A 21,399-nucleotide genomic window follows, 5' to 3' on the forward strand; every position below is an offset into this window, starting at 1 on the left:
ATTTGGTGGCCCCTGCTGGACTTGAACCAGCGACCAAGCGATTATGAGTCGCCTGCTCTAACCACTGAGCTAAGGGGCCGTGGCGGTGGATTATAATGTAACTTTACGCTGTAATCCAGCCGTAACCGTGCGGGTGCTGTTTTTATAAACAATGTGTTTTCAACCCGTTATACTTAAAGAACGTTGTATTGCTCAGGAGTAATAATGGTTAAGGACATACTGGCGCCAGGGCTACGGGTGGTTTTTTGCGGCATCAATCCGGGACTCTCCTCGGCGAATACCGGCTTTCCGTTTGCACATCCCGCGAATCGTTTTTGGAAAGTTATTCATTTGGCCGGTTTCACCGATCGACAGTTGAAACCGGAAGAGGCGGAAAAATTACTGGATTTTCGCTGCGGGGTAACGAAACTCGTCGACCGACCGACGGTACAAGCGACTGAGGTGAAGTTGCATGAATTACGTAGCGGCGGACGCAACCTGATTGAAAAAATAGAGGACTACCAGCCCGCGGCGCTGGCGGTGCTTGGTAAACAGGCTTTTGAACAGGGATTCAGCCAGCGCGGTATCGCCTGGGGTAAACAAAAGATCGCCATTGGCGCGACGATGGTGTGGGTGTTGCCGAATCCCAGCGGCTTAAACCGAATTAAAACGGAAAAACTGGTCGAGGCCTATCGCGAACTGGATCAAGCGCTCATTATGCGTGGGCTATAGCAATGGGGAATGAGGGCGCGAATACTCGCGCTGTGTAGAAATTCTGCAGGCCAAATAGGGCGCTCGCGTATGGCCTGATAAAAAAACGCCGCCTTGCGGCGGCGTTTATACGTGTGCGGCGAATTAATCGTCGAGGAAGCTGCGCAGCACTTCAGAACGGCTCGGGTGGCGCAGTTTACGCAGCGCCTTCGCTTCGATCTGACGGATACGTTCGCGGGTAACGTCGAACTGTTTACCCACTTCTTCCAGCGTGTGGTCGGTGTTCATATCGATACCGAAACGCATACGCAGCACTTTCGCTTCACGAGCGGTCAGGCCAGCCAAAACATCGTGAGTGGCGGCGCGCAGGCTCTCGGTAGTGGCAGAGTCCAGCGGCAGCTCGAGGGTGGTATCCTCGATGAAATCACCCAGATGCGAATCTTCATCGTCGCCGATCGGCGTTTCCATGGAGATAGGCTCTTTAGCGATTTTCAGCACCTTGCGGATCTTATCTTCTGGCATCAGCATGCGCTCGGCCAGCTCTTCCGGCGTTGGCTCGCGGCCCATCTCTTGCAGCATCTGGCGAGAAATACGGTTGAGCTTGTTGATGGTCTCAATCATATGCACCGGAATACGGATGGTGCGCGCCTGATCCGCGATAGAGCGGGTGATCGCCTGACGAATCCACCAGGTAGCGTAGGTGGAGAACTTGTAACCACGACGGTATTCGAACTTATCTACCGCTTTCATCAGGCCGATGTTGCCTTCCTGAATCAGGTCAAGGAACTGCAAGCCACGGTTGGTGTATTTCTTAGCGATAGAAATAACCAGACGTAAGTTCGCTTCAACCATCTCTTTCTTCGCACGGCGGGCTTTCGCTTCCCCGATAGACATGCGACGGTTGATGTCTTTCACCTGTTCGATGGTCAGACCGGTCTCTTCTTCAATCTGCCGCAGTTTTTGCAGGCAGCGTTGCACTTCTTCCGCGACATCGTGCAGTTTTTCCGACCACGGTTTGTTCATCGCGATAGCGGCATTGAACCAGGTTTCGCTGGTTTCGTTACCGGTAAACAGCGTGATAAAGTTCTTCTTCGGCATTTTGCACTGCTCGACGCAGAGCTTCATGATCAGACGTTCCTGGGTACGCACGCGATCCATCATCACGCGCATACTGTTGACCAGATAGTCGAATTGCTTCGGTACCAGACGGAACTGTTTGAACACTTCAGACAGCTTCAGAATCTCTTCCTGCGCGGCAGCATGGCTGCGGCCTTTCGCTTTGATGGTGTCGCGCGTAACGACGTATTGCGCGCGCAGCTCAGCGAATTTTTCGCGTGCCAGTTCAGGGTCAATGCTGTTGTCGTCATCGGCGGCGTCATCGTCGCCGTCTTCTTCATCTTCGTCTTCGTCATCATCCAGGTCTTCCTGGGAGAGTTCAGAACCGACGTGAGTTGCGGTCGGCGCCATCTCTTCTTCCGCGTTCGGATCGACAAAGCCGGTGATAAGATCGGACAAACGAGCCTCTTCAGCCTCAACGCGATCGTACTGTTCCAGCAGATAGGTAATGGCTTCCGGGTATTCGGCAACGGAGCATTGAACCTGGTTGATCCCGTCTTCGATACGTTTAGCGATGTCGATTTCGCCTTCCCGGGTCAATAGTTCAACAGTGCCCATTTCACGCATATACATGCGTACCGGGTCAGTCGTACGACCGATTTCAGACTCAACACTGGACAGAACTTGTGCAGCAGCTTCTTCCGCATCTTCATCGGTGCTGGTGGTATTTTCAGCCAGCAGCAGATCATCGGCATCAGGCGCTTCTTCCATTACCTGAATACCCATGTCGTTGATCATTTGGATGATATCTTCAATTTGATCTGAATCGACGATATCTTCCGGCAGATGGTCATTGACCTCAGCATAGGTCAGATAGCCTTGCTCCTTACCACGGGTGACAAGAAGTTTCAGCTGTGACTGCGGGTTTTGCTCCATAAGACGGTATCCACACTTATTCGTTTGATTGGTGTCGACGGTATAGCTGTCGACATTTAAAGCGAGGGCATACTTATATTTTGGCCGCTGCCTCTCACTGCGGCTGTCGGGGGCTTCCCGATCGATATGCGGCATTTAAGCCGTTAAATTCATTTTCTGGCCAGCTCCTGGTTTAACGTCCAGAGCTCTCGGCGTTCTTCGCTGCTTAAACCGTGAGTGCGATCGCGAGCGATCAGCTCTTCTTGTCGCAGTTGCAGCAGCGAATCAAACATATGGTTGAGTGAGTCGGTAAAGGTCTTTTCGGCAATCGCCTTATCTGCTATATCGTCCCACATCGATAATTTTTCAAGGGTCGCAGCATCATTTGTGCCACGGTAGAGTTCCAGAAGTTGTCCGGTAGTAAGACCTGGCTGAGCCAAACAAGTTTTGACCAATTCTTTAAATAAGCCAAGTCCAGGCAGCTTATTCTGATCCAGCGCGTCTAAGGGCGGCACTAACGGCGCGAGATCCGGATTTTGCACCAGTAATCCTATCAGTATACGCATGGTCGTGCGTTTTAGCTGCGGAGCCGGGCGGGAAACGCCGCTTTCCGCCTGTTTTGGCACTAAACGATCAAGCTGACTATCATCGAAAATGCCTAACTTCAGCCCCAACGTCTGGCGCAACTGAATACGGTGTGCGTCGCCAGGCACCTGATTAATGAGCGGCAGCGCCAGTGCGGCTAACTGCGTGCTGCCATCCGGCGAGCTTAAATCCACCTGCGGCAGGAGGCTATTAAACAGAAACGTAGAGAGCGGCTGCGCCTGCTCCATCCGCGCTTCAAAAGCCGCCTTGCCTTCTTTACGCACCAGCGTATCCGGGTCTTCGCCGTCAGGTAAAAACATAAAGCGTACCTGCCGGCCGTCGGTCATATAAGGCATTGCTGTTTCCAGCGCTCTCCAGGCGGCATCACGGCCAGCCCGGTCGCCGTCGTAACAGCAAATTACGTTGTTCGTCGCCCGGAATAACATATGCATATGGTCTGCCGTGGTTGAGGTACCCAGCGAGGCGACCGCATAGTTAATGTCGTATTGCGCTAGTGCGACGACATCCATATAACCTTCGACCACAAGCAAGCGTTGCGGTTCAGCACTATATTGCTGAGCCTCATAAAGACCATATAGCTGGCGGCCTTTATGGAAAATGTCCGTTTCCGGAGAGTTAAGGTATTTCGGCGTGTCGTTCCCCAGAACTCGACCACCAAAACCAATCACCCTGCCGCGTTTGTCCCGAATAGGGAACATGACCCGATTACGGAAACGATCGTAAGTGCTGCCCTGCTCGTTATTGACCAGCATTCCGGCATCCAGCAACAATGCCTTGTTATCGCTGTTATTACCGAAGCGCTTTAACGCGTTATCCCAACCAGGCGGCGCGAAGCCAATGGCGAAACGCTGAATAATTTCAGCGCTCAGACCGCGCTTTTGCAGATAGTCACGCGCAGGTTTTGCCGCAGGATGGGTTAGCGACTGCTGATAAAAGTCATTCAGACCATTCATCAACTGATAGAGGTTTTGCCGTTGATGGCGCTCTATCTGGCTAAGCCCGGTGCCTGCTTCATAGGGAATTTCCAGGTTATGCATGGCCGCTAATTCTTCGACGGTTTCGACAAATTCGAGCTTGTCGTAATTCATCAAAAAGTCGATCGCATTGCCATGCGCGCCGCATCCAAAGCAGTGATAAAACTGTTTTTCACCGTTTACGGTGAAAGAAGGGGTTTTCTCATTATGGAATGGACAACACGCGTGATAGTTCTTGCCCTGTTTCTTGAGTTTTACGCGCACGTCGATCAGATCGACGATATCGGTTCTCGCCAGCAGGTCATTAATAAATACGCGTGGGATTCGTCCAGCCATATGCCCCTTTTATACACGTCATTCTTCAGGCTGCCGTAGTGTTGACTACGTTCGCTCACCCCTGTCGCTGACTTGCGTAAGCGCCGGGGATTTACTCTCTTGCCGCCTGGACGCAGCATGAATGATTTTGTGTATATGCTAATGCATAAACGAAAACAAGCCGCGCATTCCTTTCGGAAGCACGGCCTTACAACTACAACTCGATCTGAATTGAGAGCAGCCCGCTCTCAAAAGATTAGTACAGACGAGTACGGCGTGCGTTTTCGCGAGCCAGTTTCTTCGCGTGACGTTTCACTGCAGAAGCTTTAGCGCGCTTACGTTCGGTCGTCGGTTTTTCATAGAACTCACGACGACGAACTTCCGCCAGAACACCTGCTTTTTCGCAGGAACGCTTGAAGCGACGCAGAGCTACGTCGAACGGCTCGTTTTCACGTACTTTAATTACCGGCATGTGCCTCTCACCTTTGATTAATTCGGTTTGCCGCTGGCATCAACGCCAGCTTATTTCAAAATGGTGCGGAATTTTACTGCAATTGCTGCTGCTTTGTAAAGCACCGCGGCCTTTTTTGAAAGGGACTTTTATAAGGGGAGGGAGTATACACGAAGTCGGGACTGAGGGTATACATCCACCCGCATTCGACCTACACTGCGCGGTATTAGAGCGAGGTAAAACAAGTCATGCGTGTACTGGGTATTGAAACATCCTGCGATGAAACCGGCATCGCTATTTACGACGACAAAAAAGGTCTGTTAGCCAACCAATTGTATAGTCAGGTGAAATTACATGCTGACTACGGCGGCGTAGTGCCTGAACTGGCTTCCCGCGATCATGTGCGTAAAACCGTGCCGCTGATTCAGGCGGCATTAAAAGAAGCCGGTTTGACGGCGAGCGATATCGACGCGGTGGCCTATACCGCAGGCCCGGGCCTGGTCGGCGCGCTGCTGGTCGGCGCAACCGTCGGGCGTTCGCTGGCATTTGCCTGGAATGTGCCGGCCATTCCTGTACACCATATGGAAGGGCATCTGCTGGCGCCGATGCTGGAAGATAATCCCCCGGATTTCCCGTTTGTGGCGCTGCTGGTCTCCGGCGGACATACGCAGCTCATTAGCGTGACCGGAATTGGTCAGTACGAACTGCTGGGCGAGTCGATTGACGATGCCGCCGGCGAAGCGTTTGATAAAACTGCCAAATTGTTGGGGCTGGATTATCCTGGTGGCCCGATGCTGTCGAAAATGGCGTCGCAGGGGACGGCGGGACGTTTTGTCTTTCCGCGCCCGATGACCGATCGTCCGGGGCTGGATTTTAGTTTTTCCGGTCTGAAAACCTTTGCCGCTAACACCATTCGTAGTAATGGCGGCGACGAACAAACTCGCGCTGATATCGCGCGCGCTTTTGAAGATGCGGTCGTGGATACGCTGATGATCAAGTGCAAGCGCGCGCTGGAAAGCACCGGTTTTAAGCGTCTGGTCATGGCGGGCGGCGTCAGCGCTAACCGCACGCTGCGCGCGAAGCTTGCCGAAATGATGCAAAAACGCCGCGGCGAAGTGTTCTATGCGCGCCCGGAGTTTTGTACTGACAACGGGGCGATGATCGCCTATGCCGGAATGGTGCGGTTTAAGGCGGGCGTTACGGCGGATCTTGGCGTAACGGTACGTCCGCGCTGGCCGCTGGCCGAGCTGCCGGCGGCGTAAAAGCGGAAAAAGGGGGCGACATCATGCCGCCCCAACGGGTTTATAGCAAAACGACGGGCATCCACAACAGCCTGGAGACGATCAGCAGCACCAGGAAGATCAGGCCGAAAATCGCGCCTAACCACGCCAATGGTGGAAGGGTGACGCGCGGCGGATTCGATATGTACGCCTATCACCGAGCTATTGCCGGTCAACCCTTGTGAGCCGATCCCCAGACGGTTGAGGCCCTCTTCCAGACGCAGTTCCAGCTCAATCTTTCTGGCGTTTCTTTTTCAGCTTCGTCCAGATTTTCGTCTCCTGGCGACGCCACAGACGCTGGATGTTGTCATGATGGCGCAGCAAAATGAGACATGACAGCATCGACACCGGGAAGGTGAACTGCGGTTTAAACCACCAGACGTAAAACGGCGCAATCAAGGCGCTGACAATCGCCCCTAACGATGAATAACCGCTTAACAGGACCGTCAGCAGCCAGGTGCCTGCCATGACGCCGGTTAAATCCCAGCCGATGGGCGCAATGGCGCCAAACGCGGTTGCTACGCCTTTCCCACCTTTAAAGCCAAAAAAGACCGGCCAGATATGCCCCAGACAGGCGGCGATAGCGATAAGCCCCAGCCAGAAAGGGGTAACGCCTAACGCATACGCGCCCCAGACGGGCAACATGCCTTTAAGGATGTCAAAAATAAGTACCGCGACAGCCGCTCCCTTGCCACCGATTCGTAATACGTTCGTCGCGCCCGGGTTGCCGGAGCCGCTTTCTCGCGGATCGGGCAGCCCGGCGATGCGGCAAACCAGAATGGCACTGGAAATTGAGCCGCAGAGGTACGCGAAGAGGATCATTCCAGGCGCGATTGCACTCATAAGCTGTTCCGTATTGAAAGTGTCGTTTTATTTACTATTTCTGTGGATAATACGCACATTTCGCCGGAAGTGGTATCCGGGTTAGCCAAAAAGCAGGCAGGTCGTGATGGATATTGTATTTATAGAGCAACTTTCGGTAATCACCACTATCGGTGTTTACGACTGGGAACAGACTATCGAGCAAAAACTGGTGTTCGATATCGAAATGGCATGGGATAACCGCAAGTCGGCGAAAAGCGATGATGTCGCAGATTGTCTAAGTTATGCGGATATCGCCGACACGGTGATAAATCATGTCGAAGGCGGGCGTTTTGCTCTGGTCGAGCGCGTGGCGGAAGAGGTGGCGGATCTGCTGCTTAGCCGATTCAATTCTCCGTGGGTTCGCATCAAACTGAGCAAGCCTGGCGCCGTCGCGCGCGCGGCGAACGTAGGGGTAATTATTGAGCGTGGCAATAATCTGAAATAAAAATAAATAATTTTATATTTTTTAAACCAAACGGTTATATATGGGGTCTTAACGCGAGATCCATTTTTGCAGTGTTTTTCATTTTAGGGGTTTATTGATGAGCGATATGCACTCGCTGCTGATAGCGGCAATTTTGGGTGTGGTCGAAGGATTGACGGAGTTTTTGCCGGTATCCAGCACGGGCCATATGATTATTGTGGGTCATCTGCTGGGGTTTGAAGGCGATACGGCCAAGACATTCGAAGTGGTGATTCAACTTGGATCTATTCTGGCGGTCGTGGTGATGTTCTGGCGGCGGTTGTTTGGCCTCATCGGTATTCACTTTGGCCGCCCGCTACAGCGTGAAGGTGAAAGTAAAGGTCGATTAACGTTGATTCACATCCTGCTGGGCATGATTCCGGCGGTGGTGCTGGGGTTAGTCTTTCATGACACGATCAAGTCGCTATTTAACCCAATTAACGTGATGTACGCGCTGGTGGTAGGCGGTTTGTTGCTGATTGCCGCCGAGTGCCTGAAGCCGAAAGAACCGCGCGCGCCGGGGCTGGATGATATGACGTATCGTCAGGCGTTTATGATTGGTTGTTTCCAGTGTCTGGCGCTGTGGCCGGGCTTCTCGCGTTCCGGAGCGACCATTTCCGGTGGGATGCTGATGGGCGTCAGCCGTTACGCCGCCTCTGAGTTCTCGTTCTTACTGGCTGTGCCGATGATGATGGGCGCAACGGTTCTGGATCTCTACAAAAGTTGGTCATTCCTGACCGCAGCGGATATTCCAATGTTCGCGGTGGGCTTTGTGACGGCGTTTGTGGTGGCGCTGATCGCCATCAAGACCTTCCTGCAACTGATTAAGCGTATCTCGTTTATTCCGTTTGCGATTTACCGCTTTGTGGTGGCGGCTGCCGTTTACGTCGTCTTCTTCTGATGATTGACCGTGCCGGATGGCGGCGTACCGCCTTGTCCGGCCTAACTGTTTTGTCGGTCTGATAAGCGCAGCGCCATCAGGCAATTTATCGTGCCGGATGGCGTTTAGCTGGCGGGGGGCGGGCAGCGCTTCTCTTTCCAGTTGGCGACCGCTGCAATTCGTCGCTTCGTCAGCTCCTCGCGAATCTCAATGCCCTTAAATCCGGCCTCCACCACCTCTTTCGTCGGTACCGCCTGCGCCACCTGCCAGGCTTCGCGCAGCCAGCGCCCCTGCGGGTAATCCGACGCTTCAAATCCGGTACGTCCACGGACATCGGCTTCGCTGGTCAGCGCAATCTGCTCGACGCGCTGCGGTTTACGCCATGCATCAATGGCGTCAAACAGCTTAACGATCGTTTTCGGCTGGAGTATCGGAAAGGTGTGGATCAGATCATGGTACTCGGCGACCAGTTTAGCTAAATCACGCAGGTCATTGGGGACGCGCAAACGCTGGCATAGCTGTTCGACCAGTTTCACGCCCGCCGGGCCGTGGCCATGATGGCGCGGCCAGAGGTTTTTCGGCGTTAAGCCTTTGCCCACATCATGACAAAGCGTGGCGAAACGAACATCAAGCTGCGGACTGAGCATGGCGGCCATCGACAGCGTCATCAACGTATGAACTCCGGTATCAATTTCCGGATGCCACTTTGCCGGCGCGGGTACGCCAAACAGGGCGTCGATTTCCGGAAACAGGACGCGCAGGGCGCCGCAGTCGCGCAATACCTGGAAGTAAACCTGCGGATTGCGGGTGGTAAGCGCATTTTCCGTCTCTTTCCATACCCGTTCCGGCGTCAGATGTTCCAGCTCGCCTGCCGCGGTCATTTCGCGCATTAGCGCCAGTGTTTCATCGGCGATACGGAAACTAAGATGAGCGTAACGGGCGGCAAAACGCGCCACGCGCAATACGCGCAAGGGATCTTCGCCAAACGCGGGAGAGACATGTCGCAGTAGACGCGCCTCCAGATCCCGGCGCCCGTGGTAAGGGTCGATAATCTGGTCGTCATCGTCGCGCGCCAGAGCATTAATGGTCAGATCGCGACGCTGGAGATCGGCTTCCAGGGTAACGTCCGGCGCGGCATAACAGGTGAAGCCCGTGTAGCCGGAACCGGATTTACGCTCAGTACGCGCCAGCGCGTATTCTTCGTGAGTTTGCGGGTGGAGAAACACAGGAAAATCACGGCCTACCTGCTGGTAGCCCGCATCAAGCATCTCCTGCGGCGTGGCGCCGACAACGACCCAATCTTTATCTTTAACCGGTAGCCCTAACAACGCATCCCGAACCGCACCACCGACCAGATAAATCTTCACGCCACTTTCCTTTTAAAAACGATCATCCTCTAATGATAAGACAGTGCCGCAGAGAAGGCGATTTAGTTCATCCAGCGGTCTTTGCGTTTACGGCTTGGGATCATATGCGGCAGCACCAGCCCTAACAGCAAGCCAATACCCAATACGCCGCCGCCATACATAAACCACTGCATAATAATGGTGCGCTGTTTGTCATCCAGTTGCAGATTCGCGGCGCTAACTTTTTTCTGCGCGACAATCAGCTCGTTTTTCAGCTTCTGGTTCTCTTCTTTTAGCCCGTTGATGACGCTGTCGCTTTGCGCCACTTTCTGCTGCATATCGGCGGTGCGCTGATTCCACGTGGTATCAATATTGTTGAGTTTATCGGTCAACGTTTTGACCTGATTTTCCAGATCCGGCACGCGGGTACGCAGGCTTGGCGTGGTATTCAGTTCTTTTAACGGTATCCAGGCAGTACGACCAGAACTGTCTTTAATTTGACCATAGTTGGCATCGCTCTGTAAGAGCGTGACTTCCTCGCCGGCGTTGACGGTACCCACAAGGCGATAATTATCTCCCGGACCGCTGCGGACCCAGGTATTCAGTTCATCAGAAACGTAACGCGTCTCTTCAGCATGAGAGACGGCGGTGGCGCTAAGCGCAAGTAAAGTTAGTCCAATCAGGCGTAATTTTGGCATCAGGCTGTCGTTATTGTCAGAGAAAGTGGAACGATAGTAACGGCATCAGTGTCGCTACGCAAAGTAGTCGACATCAATCGGAATCATCTGTGTCGCCTTTGCCGCTACGTCAAACTTTTACGCCCGTCAAATTGCTCGTTGCATGGCAATTTGGCGCAAAATACTATCTACTGACAAAAATAATGCGGGTAAGTTCGCCAAGAATCTTCCCAGATGTGACATAACCCATAAGTACAAGGCCATGGCTCAGGAAATCGAATTAAAGTTTATCGTCAATCACGACGCCGTAGATGCGCTGCGAAATCATCTTCATACGCTCGGCGGCGAGCATCATGCGCCCAGCCAGTTGCTGAATATCTACTTCGAAACGCCTGATAACTGGCTACGCCGCCATGATATGGGGCTGCGTATTCGTGGTGAAAATGGGTGCTATGAAATGACCATGAAAATTGCCGGCCGGGTAACGGGCGGGCTGCACCAGCGACCCGAATACAATGTCGCGCTAAGCGAACCCGTGCTGGATCTGACGCAACTTCCGGCGGAGGTCTGGCCTGATGGCAACCTGCCCGCTGGCCTGGCATCAAACGTACAGCCGCTGTTCAGTACCGATTTTTACCGGGAAAAATGGTGTCTGGACGTTGACGGCAGCAGGATTGAAATTGCGCTCGATCTTGGCGACGTAAAAGCGGGCGAGTTTGCCGAACCGATTTGTGAGCTGGAGCTTGAGTTGCTTCGCGGCGATACGCGCGCCGTGTTAAAACTGGCGAAGCAACTGCTGTCGCAAACCGGTTTGCGTCAGGGCAGTCTGAGTAAGGCGGCGCGAGGTTATCACCTGGCGCAGGGGAATGCGCCGCGAGAGAATACACCAACGGCAATTCTGCGGACTGCCGCGAAAGCCACGGTAGAGCAAGGGCTGGAGGCCTCGCTGGATCTGGCGTTGTCACAGTGGCAGTACCATGAAGAGCTCTGGCTGCGCGGCGACGAGTCGGCGAAAGAACACGTGCTGGATGCTATGGGATTAGTGCGCCATGCCTTAATGCTTTTTGGTGGCATTGTTCCACGTAAAGCGAGCGCTCACTTACGTGATCTACTTACCCAGGCGGAAGCGACGATGACATCCGCGGTGTCCGCCGTCACAGCCGTTTATAGTACGCAAACGGCGATGGCGAAACTGGCATTGACGGAATGGCTGGTGACGAAAGCCTGGCAGCCATTTCTGGACGCGAAGGCGCAGGCCAAAATGGCCGATTCTTTTAAGCGTTTCGCCGACATTCATCTTTCTCGTCATGCTGCTGAATTAAAAAAAGTTTTTGGACAACCGCTGGGTGATAAGTATCGCGACCAGTTGCCGCGTTTGACTCGCGATATCGACAGCGTTTTACTGCTGGCCGGGTATTATGATGCGATGGTCGCGCAGGCATGGCTGGAAAACTGGCAGGGATTGCGTCACGCCATTCTTACCGGACAACGTATTGAAATTGAACATTTCCGTAATGAGGCCATTAACCAGCAGCCGTTCTGGTTGCACAGCGGAAAACGATAATCAGAACCGTAGAAAGCGCCTGATGACGCTGCGCTTATCAGGCTTACGGTATGCGGACTTGTAGGCCGGATCAGGCGAAACGCCGCCATCCGGCATTATTTAAAGGATATCCCCTAAATGACGCCGCTCTCTTCACCCTTATCGCAGTACTGGCAGACCGTTGTTGAGCGCCTACCAGAAGGATTTACTGAGACATCGCTTAGCGCGCAGGCGAAGTCAGTACTTACATTTAGCGATTTTGCGCTGGATAGCGTGATAGCGCATCCGGAGTGGCTTGCCGAACTGGAATCCGCATCGCCGCAGGCTGATGAATGGCGACATTATGCTGGCTGGTTACAGGAGGCGTTGGCAGGTGTCTGTGACGACGCCTCGCTGATGCGTGAACTGAGGTTTTTTCGTCGTCGCATCATGGTACGCATCGCCTGGGCGCAGACGCTGTCGCTGGTGGACGATGAGACTATTTTACAACAGTTGAGCCATCTGGCGGAGACGCTCATTGTGGGGGCGCGCGACTGGCTGTATGCCGCCTGTTGCCGCGAATGGGGAACCCCCTGTAACCCGCAGGGCGTTCCGCAGCCGCTGTTGATTTTAGGCATGGGCAAGCTGGGCGGCGGCGAACTGAATTTTTCGTCTGATATCGATCTGATTTTCGCCTGGCCGGAACATGGCGAGACCCGGGGCGGGCGTCGTGAACTCGATAACGCCCAGTTTTTTACGCGTCTCGGGCAGCGGCTGATCAAAGCGCTGGATCAGCCCACAATGGATGGTTTTGTCTATCGGGTGGACATGCGCCTGCGACCGTTTGGCGACAGCGGCCCGCTGGTACTGAGTTTTGCCGCGCTGGAGGATTACTATCAGGAGCAAGGACGCGACTGGGAACGCTACGCTATGGTGAAAGCGCGGCTAATGGGCGATAACGACGACGCCTGGTCTCGTGAATTACGCGCCATGCTGCGGCCTTTCGTTTTCCGCCGCTATATCGATTTCAGTGTCATCCAGTCGCTACGTAATATGAAAGGGATGATCGCCCGCGAAGTGCGACGCCGCGGTTTGAAAGACAACATTAAACTTGGCGCGGGCGGTATTCGGGAAATTGAGTTTATCGTGCAGGTATTCCAGCTCATCCGCGGCGGGCGCGAGCCGTCGCTACAGTCGCGTTCGTTACTGCCAACGCTGGATGCTATCGCTGCGCTGCATTTGCTGCCTGAGAATGACGTGGCGCAACTGCGCGTGGCCTATCTTTTTCTACGTCGTCTGGAGAATTTGCTGCAAAGCATCAATGACGAACAGACGCAAACGTTGCCTGCCGACGATCTGAATCGGGCGCGGCTGGCCTGGGGAATGAAGGCGGAGAACTGGCCGCAGCTTGTTGGCGAACTGACGGATCATATGGCTAATGTACGCCGCGTATTCAACGAATTAATTGGCGATGATGAAGCCGATACCCCGCAGGAGGAAGAACGTTCAGAGCCGTGGCGTGAAGTATGGCAGGATGCGCTACAGGAGGATGATTCGACGCCAGTGCTGGCGCATTTAGCCGATGAGGATCGGCGACAAGTTCTGACCCTCATCGCTGACTTCCGTAAGGAACTGGATAAACGCCCTATCGGCCCGCGCGGGCGGCAAGTGCTGGACCAACTGATGCCGCACCTGCTTGCTGATGTCTGCTCTCGCGAAGACGCCGCTGTTACGCTATCGCGGATAACGCCGTTGCTGGCGGGGATTGTCACTCGCACCACCTATCTGGAGCTGCTGAGCGAATTTCCTGGCGCGCTGAAACACCTGATTATGCTCTGCGCCGCTTCGCCAATGATTGCGAGCCAACTGGCGCGTTATCCGTTGTTGCTTGATGAACTGCTCGACCCCGGCACGCTTTATCAGCCGACGGCTACCGACGCTTACCGCGACGAATTACGCCAATATTTACTGCGCGTGCCGGAAGAAGACGAAGAGCAACAACTGGAGGCATTACGCCAGTTTAAACAGGCACAGCTTTTGCGGATTGCGGCGGCGGATATTGCCGGTACGCTGCCGGTGATGAAAGTGAGCGATCACCTCACATGGCTGGCGGAGGCGATGATTGATGCTGTGGTGCAGCAGGCGTGGACGCAAATGGTTGCGCGTTATGGTCAGCCAGCGCATCTGGACGAGCGCCAGGGGCGGGGGTTTGCGGTTGTCGGTTATGGCAAGTTGGGCGGATGGGAGCTGGGCTACAGTTCCGATCTGGATCTCATCTTCCTGCATGACTGTCCGATGGACGTCATGACCAACGGCGAACGCGAAATCGACGGGCGGCAGTTTTATCTGCGCCTGGCGCAGCGCATTATGCATCTGTTCAGTACGCGCACCTCCTCCGGCATTTTGTATGAGGTGGATGCGCGTCTACGCCCCTCTGGCGCGGCGGGAATGCTGGTGACTTCAGCGGACGCGTTTGCCGATTATCAGCAGCATGAAGCCTGGACCTGGGAACATCAGGCGTTGGTACGCGCTCGCGTGGTATATGGCGACCCGCAGCTTACCTCACAGTTTGATGCGGTACGCCGCACTATCATGACGACGGCGCGCGACGGCAAGACATTGCAGACTGAAGTGCGTGAAATGCGCGAGAAAATGCGGGCGCATCTCGGCAATAAGCATCGTGATCGTTTTGATATTAAAGCTGATGAAGGCGGTATTACGGATATTGAGTTTATCGCGCAATATCTGGTACTGCGCTACGCTCATGAAAAACCTAAATTAACGCGCTGGTCTGATAACGTGCGCATCCTGGAGCTTCTGGCGCAAAACGGCATTATGGATGAACACGAGGCGCAGGCGCTGACGGTAGCCTACACCACACTGCGTGATGAACTGCACCACCTGGCGTTGCAGGAGCTTCCCGGTCATGTGGCGCAGACGTGTTTTAGCAAAGAGCGCGCGCTGGTGCAGGCAAGCTGGCGGAAGTGGCTGGTAGCCGTTTGAATTATGCTATTATCGCGCGCAAATTTTGAATCTCTCAGGAGACAGGAATGAAAGTAAATCTGCCAGCGTTTGAACGTGCAGGCGTCATGGTTGTGGGTGATGTAATGCTGGATCGCTATTGGTATGGCCCCACTTGCCGTATTTCACCGGAAGCGCCGGTGCCCGTGGTTAAGGTAAATACCGTTGAGGAACGCCCGGGCGGCGCGGCGAACGTGGCGATGAACATTGCGTCTCTGGGAGCGAACGCCCGTCTGGTCGGCCTGACGGGTATTGATGACGCCGCGCGCGCGCTGAGCAAAACGCTGGCGGAGGTCAATGTGAAGTGCGACTTCGTCTCGGTGCCGACGCATCCGACGATTACCAAACTGCGCGTACTATCACGTAATCAGCAGCTCATTCGTCTTGATTTTGAAGAGGGCTTTGAGGGGGTGGACCCGCAGCCGTTGCATGAGCGTATCAACCAGGCGCTGGGATCGATCGGCGCGCTGGTATTGTCCGATTATGCCAAAGGCGCTCTGACTAGCGTGCAGACTATGATTTCCCTGGCGCGCCAGGCGGGCGTGCCGGTGCTCATCGATCCGAAAGGAACGGATTTTGAACGTTACCGCGGCGCCACGCTGCTGACGCCAAACCTTTCTGAATTTGAGGCGGTCGCGGGGAAATGTAAAAGCGAAGACGAACTGGTTGAACGCGGCATGAAACTCATTGCTGATTACGACCTTTCCGCGCTGTTGGTCACGCGTTCCGAACAGGGAATGACGCTGCTGCAACCGAATAAAGCGCCGCTACATATGCCGACGCAGGCGCAGGAAGTTTATGATGTTACCGGTGCGGGCGATACGGTGATCGGCGTGCTGGCGGCGACGCTGGCGGCGGGAAATACCCTGGAAGAGGCGTGTTATTTCGCCAATGCGGCGGCGGGCGTAGTGGTAGGTAAACTCGGGACGTCAACGGTTTCCCCTATTGAGCTGGAAAACGCAGTGCGCGGACGCGCGGATACCGGCTTCGGCGTTATGACCGAAGAGGAGTTGAGACAGGCCGTCGCCAGCGCGCGTAAGCGTGGCGAGAAAGTGGTCATGACCAACGGCGTTTTCGATATTCTGCACGCGGGCCATGTCTCTTATCTGGCGAACGCGCGCAAACTGGGCGACCGCCTGATTGTTGCGGTCAATAGTGACGCCTCGACTAAACGCCTGAAGGGCGAAAGCCGTCCGGTTAATCCGCTCGAACAGCGTATGATCGTGCTAGGCGCGCTGGAGTCGGTCGACTGGGTTGTCTCTTTTGAAGAGGATACGCCGCAACGACTGATTGCCGGTATTCTGCCGGATCTGCTGGTAAAAGGCGGCGACTATAAGCCGGAAGAGATCGCGGGCAGCGAAGAGGTCTGGGCCAACGGCGGTGAAGTCATGGTGCTGAACTTCGAAGATGGTTGTTCCACGACCAATATCATCAAAAAGATCCAGACCGAGAGCGAGAAGTAAAACCGCGTCATCAGGCGTTACAGACGCGGCGGGCGCTGATTTTGAAGGCGCGTCGGACATTTTGTTTCGACGCGTATCTCGCGGTTGACGCTGCTTTTTTTTCGACCTAAAGTAAAGGAATAAGGGTGAGAGGGGATCTCTCCCCCCTCTGATTGTCTGTTAGTAAGCTGCGAAACTTATCAGTAACAGAACAATCAGTATGATGACCTGGTGCATCATAACCCTTTCCTTATTAAAGCCCCTTCCTCGGGAGGGGCTTTCCCGTTTCAGCCCCTTGCTGACATCGCGATTGTTGGTGAGTGGCCTGTCTGGCGCAAGGGCTTTCTCCCGCCGATTTTGCGTTACTGGATCGCCCACGCAAAATGGCCTGCTGGTCATAACGCTTTGTACAGACAAGGTGGAAAAAAGATAAAAAAATCCCCGGTCTTATGACCAGGGACAGGAGATATGGCGGGGGGTTATTGCTCTTTTATCGTTGCTTCGCGATTAATCTCATCCGTTGCCGATGAAACCAACGGCGTGGTCAGCGCCTTTAGCGAGCCGCCAGCGATGCCAATCTCGTTTAACAGCGAATCGATCAGCGGTGCCTGGGTACGATAGGTGAGCGCGGCAGATAACGCTTGTTCCGCCAGGTTTCCCCCGTTAGCGCCGCCAGCGGCGACGTCGCCCGCCGTCGCGCCGCGATTGAGGCCATCGACCTGAATAATCTTAATGCCGTCGATGGATTTCATCGGTTCAACAGACTTCTCAATAACAGCAGGCAACGATTGTAAGAGCGCTAGTTTAAATTTGAGGCTGGTTTGTTCGTCAGATAGTACGTTGATAGCGTCATTCAGCGCCCGTTGCGCTTCGGCTTCCGCCAGACCTTTTTTACGCGTTGCTTCCGCCAGTTCGATGATGGCGGCGGCTTGCAATTCTGCCGCTTCTTTCTCTGCTTTTGCCCGAACGGTCAGTTCGACCGCTTTGGTTTCCGCATCCTGCGCCGCGGCGATCAGAGCGACCTGCTTGGCGCGATCCGCTTCGGCGGTCTGGCGGGTGGTTTCTACGTTTTGCTGGGCGCGAACCGCATCGGCCAGCGCGTCGTTGGCGCGCGCTTCCGCTTGCGATTGCTGCTCGGATTTGGCGGCAATGGCGATAGATTTCGTCTGGTTGGCGATTTCTGTCACCTGTTGCTGTTCTATCTCTTTAATACGTACTTCACGCTCGGCCTCAACTTTCCTGGACCGTACTGCTTGCTCACGTTCGATCTCCGTCTCCTGGATCTGCCGCTCAGCAAGAATGCGCGTCTGTTCTGCTTCACGATGGCGCTCGGCCTCAAAAGCGGCAATTTTGGCGTTTTGTTCGGCGGTGCGGGTTTTAACCTGTTGCTCCTGCTCCAGAGTCATAAAGGCTTCTTGCTGCTCGATTTCCAGCTTGCGTTCAAGCGCGTCGCGGTTCTTTTCGCGCACCGCCACTTCCACATCCTGTTCCACTTCATTACGTTCACGACGGCGGCGTTCGGTTTCCTGCGTCAGTTTCGTCAGACCTTCGGCATCAAAGGCGTTGTTTGGGTTGAAATGCTCTTTGGACGTTTGGTTAAAGTTGGTTAATGAGACGCTTTCCAGTTCCAGGCCGTTTTTCGACAAATCTTCCGCAACGGTGTTTTGTACGCCCTGAACGAAGTTTTCACGCGTATCCTGTAGCTCATGCATCGTCATCTGGGCCGCGGTAGCGCGTAAGGCGTCAACGAATTTATCCTCAACCAGCATACGCAGATCTTCCGGCGACAGCGTTCGCTGGCCAAGCGTTTGTGCGGCGGTGGCAATACCTTCAACAGAGGGTTTTACACGTACGAAGAAAGCGACGACCACGTCAACGCGCATACGATCTTTGGTGATCAGGCTGTCGACGGTAGCACGGCTGACTTCAAGTTTTAGGGTATTCATATTGATCGGAATAATTTCGTGAAAGATTGGCATCACAATAGCGCCGCCGCTCATCACCACTTTTTGCCCGCCAAGCCCGGTACGGACAAACGCCTGTTCCGCAGATGCGCGGCGATAAAGGCGAGCAAAAATGATCCCGATAATTAGTAAGACGATAACCGCCACGATGGCGGTAAACATCCATGATGGCAATATGCCAAAAACATCATCCATTATGTAAGTTCCTCTCAATTAAACATAGAAGGTACGCTCAGCCAAATAACGCGTTGCGGAAAGTCGGCAGACAATCAGCACCTTGTCTCCTTTTTTAAATTCTTTTCCCTTTTCGGGTTCCAGCAGTAAATAGTGAATCTGGCCGAACTTATCGGTAAATTTTCCTTCGCAAGGTGTTCCGGCGACGGCGGCGTGGCCGGTAATAATCGCCATGCCGCCGATAAATTCCTCTTCCCGGAGGGCGGAGCTTTCATCTCTGGGTAGCCAGGGCGCGAGGATTTTTCCGCTGTAATGCACGGCAAAGACCGACAGGACAATGCTCAACGGGACCAGCAGCAGATTGCTGAGCGGCGCTTGCCAGAGCATGATCCCGCCATGCTGGATGAGGATACCGAAGAGGCCGAAATAACCGGCCAATAGACAGAGGACGACCAGGGCGGGAACGCGTCCAATATTCAGATAATGAAGCGCCTGGCCCGCAGGGCCGGATGACAGGGCGTCATAATGATCGAGATGGGCGTCGAGCGCGCCTGAAAGAAAGTGGCCAAAAATCAGAGAAATCATCTCCAGCACGCCGATAAAGAAAACGAACGCGATGGCAAACAGATAGGGGCTGTTATACTCCGCAAATAAGGTCATATTTTCTATCCTTGTCGCCGCCTTCAGAAGGGTGTTCGCGTGATAATTTTCATGCTTGTTATTTCACTGCGTTACAATATCATGTGACCCATATCTCCTTAAGTCCGAAAAGCGATTTATCCGTCGTTATCTTTGGTGAATATTGTGATTTTGCGCATTAAATTTGCGCACGTTATGTATAAAACCGCCGTACATATAGGGAAATACTGAAATCAGAAAAAGCATATAGCCTTAACAGAATTCAATAACTGGAGGGTATGCTGATGAACAACAATAACGTCTATTCACTAAATAATTTCGATTTTCTGGCGCGCAGTTTTGCCAGAATGCAGGCGGAGGGGCGTCCTGTTGATATCCAGGCGGTAACCGGCAATATGGACGAGGAGCACCGCGACTGGTTTTGCAAGCGTTACGCGCTTTACTGCCAGCAGGCGACTCAGGCGAAAAGGTTAGAATTAGAACACTAATGCAGGCTCCCTTTACAGGCGCAGGGCATTATTCAGATCTTATATGAGCGGGCCGTCAGGCCCGTTCACGTTTTTACTCTTGTTGTGGATCGACTGGCGGGATGGCGGGCGCAGGTTTTACTTCTTCAGGCTTGTCGCGAGCTTCCAGTTCGCTGAGGCGTTGCTCCAGCAGCGCCAGTTTTTCCCGGGTGCGCAGCAAGACCTGAGTCTGGACATCAAACTCTTCGCGGCTCACCAGATCGAGACGCGTCAGCTGAGATTGCAGCGTTTGACGGATTTTTTTCTCGATATCTTCCCCGAACTCGCGAATACCTTTCGGCATTGACTCATGAACCTGGCGTGCGATTTGCTCAATTTTTTTCGGGTCAATCATTGTGGTTTCCCTGAACTGGTAAGTGTTAGCTCTTATTGTAGTGCGATATGTGGACGCCATAAACCAGAATTGTGTGACGTCATACGGAGTAAAGGCGTTGATGAAGGTAATCAATAGCGTTATAGTTAACCCGCTTATTCTCAGGGCGGGGCGAAATTCCCCACCGGCGGTAAATCAGCGATGTTTAACGCATTTCTCATCACGGCGCGCCGTGACGGAACGCGGAGAGCAGGTTGAAAGCCCGCGAGCGCTTTTTGCCATAGCGAAAAGGTCAGCAGATCCGGTGTAATTCCGGGGCCGACGGTTAAAGTCCGGATGGGAGAGGGTAACGATCCAGTCGGGCATGGACCCGCTCACGTTATTTTTTTGCCGCTTGTCGGCACTCCTAAGACTGCCCTGATTCTGGTAACCATAATGTTAATGAGGTTTTTTTACCATGAATCAGACGCTACTTTCCTCTTTTGGTACGCCTTTTGAACGTGTTGAACTTGCACTGGATGCGCTGCGTGAAGGACGCGGCGTGATGGTGCTTGATGATGAAGATCGTGAAAACGAAGGCGATATGATTTTCCCCGCAGAGACGATGACCGTAGAACAGATGGCGTTAACCATTCGTCACGGTAGCGGTATTGTTTGCCTGTGTATTACTGAAGACCGTCGTAAGCAGCTCGACTTGCCAATGATGGTGGAAAACAACACCAGCGCCTACGGCACCGGTTTTACCGTGACCATTGAAGCCGCAGAAGGCGTGACCACCGGCGTTTCCGCCGCTGACCGTGTCACTACGGTGCGTGCGGCAATTAAGGATGGCGCAAAACCGTCCGATCTTAACCGTCCGGGGCACGTTTTCCCACTGCGCGCTCAGGCGGGCGGCGTGCTGACGCGCGGCGGTCATACGGAGGCGACCATCGATCTGATGACGCTGGCCGGTTTTAAACCTGCAGGTGTACTGTGCGAGTTGACTAACGACGATGGGACGATGGCGCGCGCGCCGGAGTGTATCGCGTTTGCAGGCCAGCATAATATGGCGGTGGTCACGATTGAAGATCTGGTGGCTTACCGCCAGGCGCATGAGCGCAAAGCCAGCTGATCGAACGGATCATGGTTGAAAAAAGCCGATGAGATGTCATCGGCTTTTTTGTATTCCTTGACCCGTCCTGAATAGCGTTGACACGTTCCAGACTTAAATCCGGAGAACGTGATGATGACTGAGTTCAAACGCACCCAACGCGATTATCCTCTATCCTTTAAAATAGCCG

At 53.9% G+C, this 21,399-nt stretch carries 19 protein-coding genes, 1 tRNA gene, 1 pseudogene and 1 riboswitch; of the genes and pseudogenes, 9 read left to right on the forward strand and 12 right to left on the reverse strand.

Annotation, left to right across the window (positions count from 1 at the left end):
• Positions 1-3 precede the first annotated feature (3 nt).
• Positions 4-79: transfer RNA gene (locus HV477_RS16045), tRNA-Ile, on the reverse strand.
• Positions 80-204: 125 nt separating this feature from the next.
• Here HV477_RS16045 and mug point away from each other — a divergent pair.
• Positions 205-711 carry a G/U mismatch-specific DNA glycosylase gene (gene mug / locus HV477_RS16050; protein ID WP_000237776.1) on the forward strand — a complete coding sequence of 169 codons (507 nt, stop codon included), beginning with the start codon at positions 205-207 and terminating at the stop codon, positions 709-711.
• Between the two features lie 123 nt (positions 712-834).
• Here mug and rpoD read toward each other — a convergent pair whose 3' ends face one another.
• The 3 genes from rpoD to rpsU form a co-directional block, all read right to left on the reverse strand.
• Positions 835-2,817, reverse strand: a complete 1,983-nt coding sequence (gene rpoD / locus HV477_RS16055) for an RNA polymerase sigma factor RpoD (RefSeq protein ID WP_001120159.1) — start codon at positions 2,815-2,817, stop codon at positions 835-837.
• A gap of 14 nt (positions 2,818-2,831) precedes the next feature.
• Positions 2,832-4,577, reverse strand: a complete 1,746-nt coding sequence (dnaG, locus tag HV477_RS16060; protein WP_000918865.1) for a DNA primase — start codon at positions 4,575-4,577, stop codon at positions 2,832-2,834.
• 235 nt (positions 4,578-4,812) lie between these two features.
• The gene (gene rpsU, locus HV477_RS16065; protein ID WP_001144069.1) at positions 4,813-5,028 is read right to left on the reverse strand and encodes a 30S ribosomal protein S21; all 216 of its coding nucleotides are present in this window, start codon (positions 5,026-5,028) and stop codon (positions 4,813-4,815) included.
• A 227-nt stretch (positions 5,029-5,255) separates the two neighbouring features.
• On the opposite strand from rpsU, the gene tsaD reads away from it, so the two are divergent.
• Entirely contained in the window at positions 5,256-6,269 is a 1,014-nt protein-coding gene (tsaD, locus tag HV477_RS16070) for a tRNA (adenosine(37)-N6)-threonylcarbamoyltransferase complex transferase subunit TsaD (RefSeq protein WP_001264390.1), read from the forward strand.
• Between the two features lie 122 nt (positions 6,270-6,391).
• On the opposite strand, the pseudogene HV477_RS16080 reads toward tsaD, so the two are convergent.
• Positions 6,392-6,535 (reverse strand): annotated as a pseudogene (locus HV477_RS16080) (fumarate hydratase); the annotation flags it as partial.
• A complete protein-coding gene (gene plsY / locus HV477_RS16085) occupies positions 6,519-7,130 on the reverse strand; it encodes a glycerol-3-phosphate 1-O-acyltransferase PlsY (RefSeq protein ID WP_001272784.1) in 612 nt (203 codons plus the stop codon). The pseudogene HV477_RS16080 and the gene plsY, both read right to left, overlap by 17 nt.
• Before the next feature lie 106 nt (positions 7,131-7,236).
• On the opposite strand from plsY, the gene folB reads away from it, so the two are divergent.
• Both folB and bacA read left to right on the forward strand, forming a co-directional pair.
• On the forward strand, positions 7,237-7,596 hold the full coding sequence (gene folB, locus HV477_RS16090; RefSeq protein WP_000355776.1) for a bifunctional dihydroneopterin aldolase/7,8-dihydroneopterin epimerase: 360 nt from the start codon (positions 7,237-7,239) through the stop codon (positions 7,594-7,596).
• A gap of 97 nt (positions 7,597-7,693) precedes the next feature.
• The gene (gene bacA, locus HV477_RS16095) at positions 7,694-8,515 is read left to right on the forward strand and encodes an undecaprenyl-diphosphate phosphatase (protein ID WP_001281933.1); all 822 of its coding nucleotides are present in this window, start codon (positions 7,694-7,696) and stop codon (positions 8,513-8,515) included.
• A 104-nt stretch (positions 8,516-8,619) separates the two neighbouring features.
• On the opposite strand, the gene HV477_RS16100 is transcribed toward bacA, so the two are convergent.
• Both HV477_RS16100 and HV477_RS16105 read right to left on the reverse strand, forming a co-directional pair.
• Entirely contained in the window at positions 8,620-9,861 is a 1,242-nt protein-coding gene (locus HV477_RS16100) for a multifunctional CCA addition/repair protein (RefSeq protein WP_079899128.1), read from the reverse strand.
• 62 nt (positions 9,862-9,923) lie between these two features.
• Positions 9,924-10,538, reverse strand: coding sequence for a TIGR04211 family SH3 domain-containing protein (locus HV477_RS16105; protein WP_001125344.1), 615 nt, complete (start codon positions 10,536-10,538; stop codon positions 9,924-9,926).
• A gap of 241 nt (positions 10,539-10,779) precedes the next feature.
• Here HV477_RS16105 and HV477_RS16110 point away from each other — a divergent pair, with 241 nt between their 5' ends.
• The 3 genes from HV477_RS16110 to hldE all read left to right on the forward strand — a co-directional run bounded on the left by HV477_RS16110 (position 10,780) and on the right by hldE (position 16,523).
• Positions 10,780-12,081 (forward strand): inorganic triphosphatase, encoded by a 1,302-nt coding sequence (locus tag HV477_RS16110; protein ID WP_000046204.1) that lies wholly within the window; start codon positions 10,780-10,782, stop codon positions 12,079-12,081.
• A gap of 117 nt (positions 12,082-12,198) precedes the next feature.
• A complete protein-coding gene (gene glnE / locus HV477_RS16115) occupies positions 12,199-15,042 on the forward strand; it encodes a bifunctional [glutamate--ammonia ligase]-adenylyl-L-tyrosine phosphorylase/[glutamate--ammonia-ligase] adenylyltransferase (RefSeq protein ID WP_023228390.1) in 2,844 nt (947 codons plus the stop codon).
• 47 nt (positions 15,043-15,089) lie between these two features.
• Positions 15,090-16,523 carry a bifunctional D-glycero-beta-D-manno-heptose-7-phosphate kinase/D-glycero-beta-D-manno-heptose 1-phosphate adenylyltransferase HldE gene (hldE, locus tag HV477_RS16120; protein WP_000867682.1) on the forward strand — a complete coding sequence of 478 codons (1,434 nt, stop codon included), beginning with the start codon at positions 15,090-15,092 and terminating at the stop codon, positions 16,521-16,523.
• Positions 16,524-16,682: 159 nt separating this feature from the next.
• Here hldE and HV477_RS28230 read toward each other — a convergent pair whose 3' ends face one another.
• The 3 genes from HV477_RS28230 to HV477_RS16135 form a co-directional block, all read right to left on the reverse strand.
• Entirely contained in the window at positions 16,683-16,742 is a 60-nt protein-coding gene (locus HV477_RS28230; RefSeq protein WP_001804776.1) for a type I toxin-antitoxin system Ibs family toxin, read from the reverse strand.
• Positions 16,743-16,981: 239 nt separating this feature from the next.
• On the reverse strand, positions 16,982-18,661 hold the full coding sequence (locus HV477_RS16130; RefSeq protein WP_000342878.1) for a flotillin family protein: 1,680 nt from the start codon (positions 18,659-18,661) through the stop codon (positions 16,982-16,984).
• Positions 18,662-18,679: 18 nt separating this feature from the next.
• Positions 18,680-19,300, reverse strand: a complete 621-nt coding sequence (locus tag HV477_RS16135; RefSeq protein WP_000171739.1) for an OB-fold-containig protein — start codon at positions 19,298-19,300, stop codon at positions 18,680-18,682.
• Between the two features lie 257 nt (positions 19,301-19,557).
• Here HV477_RS16135 and glgS point away from each other — a divergent pair, with 257 nt between their 5' ends.
• The gene (gene glgS / locus HV477_RS16140) at positions 19,558-19,767 is read left to right on the forward strand and encodes a cell surface composition regulator GlgS (protein ID WP_000928927.1); all 210 of its coding nucleotides are present in this window, start codon (positions 19,558-19,560) and stop codon (positions 19,765-19,767) included.
• A gap of 73 nt (positions 19,768-19,840) precedes the next feature.
• Here glgS and ubiK read toward each other — a convergent pair whose 3' ends face one another.
• Positions 19,841-20,140 (reverse strand): ubiquinone biosynthesis accessory factor UbiK, encoded by a 300-nt coding sequence (gene ubiK / locus HV477_RS16145; RefSeq protein ID WP_000566825.1) that lies wholly within the window; start codon positions 20,138-20,140, stop codon positions 19,841-19,843.
• A 132-nt stretch (positions 20,141-20,272) separates the two neighbouring features.
• Positions 20,273-20,471: riboswitch (FMN riboswitch) on the forward strand.
• Positions 20,472-20,576: 105 nt separating this feature from the next.
• Between ubiK and ribB the strand changes: the two genes are divergently transcribed.
• The gene (gene ribB, locus HV477_RS16150; protein WP_001076978.1) at positions 20,577-21,230 is read left to right on the forward strand and encodes a 3,4-dihydroxy-2-butanone-4-phosphate synthase; all 654 of its coding nucleotides are present in this window, start codon (positions 20,577-20,579) and stop codon (positions 21,228-21,230) included.
• Positions 21,231-21,399: the final 169 nt, after the last annotated feature.

The sequence above is a fragment of the Salmonella sp. SG203 genome (assembly GCF_013350575.1).
GTDB lineage: Bacteria > Pseudomonadota > Gammaproteobacteria > Enterobacterales > Enterobacteriaceae > Salmonella > Salmonella enterica.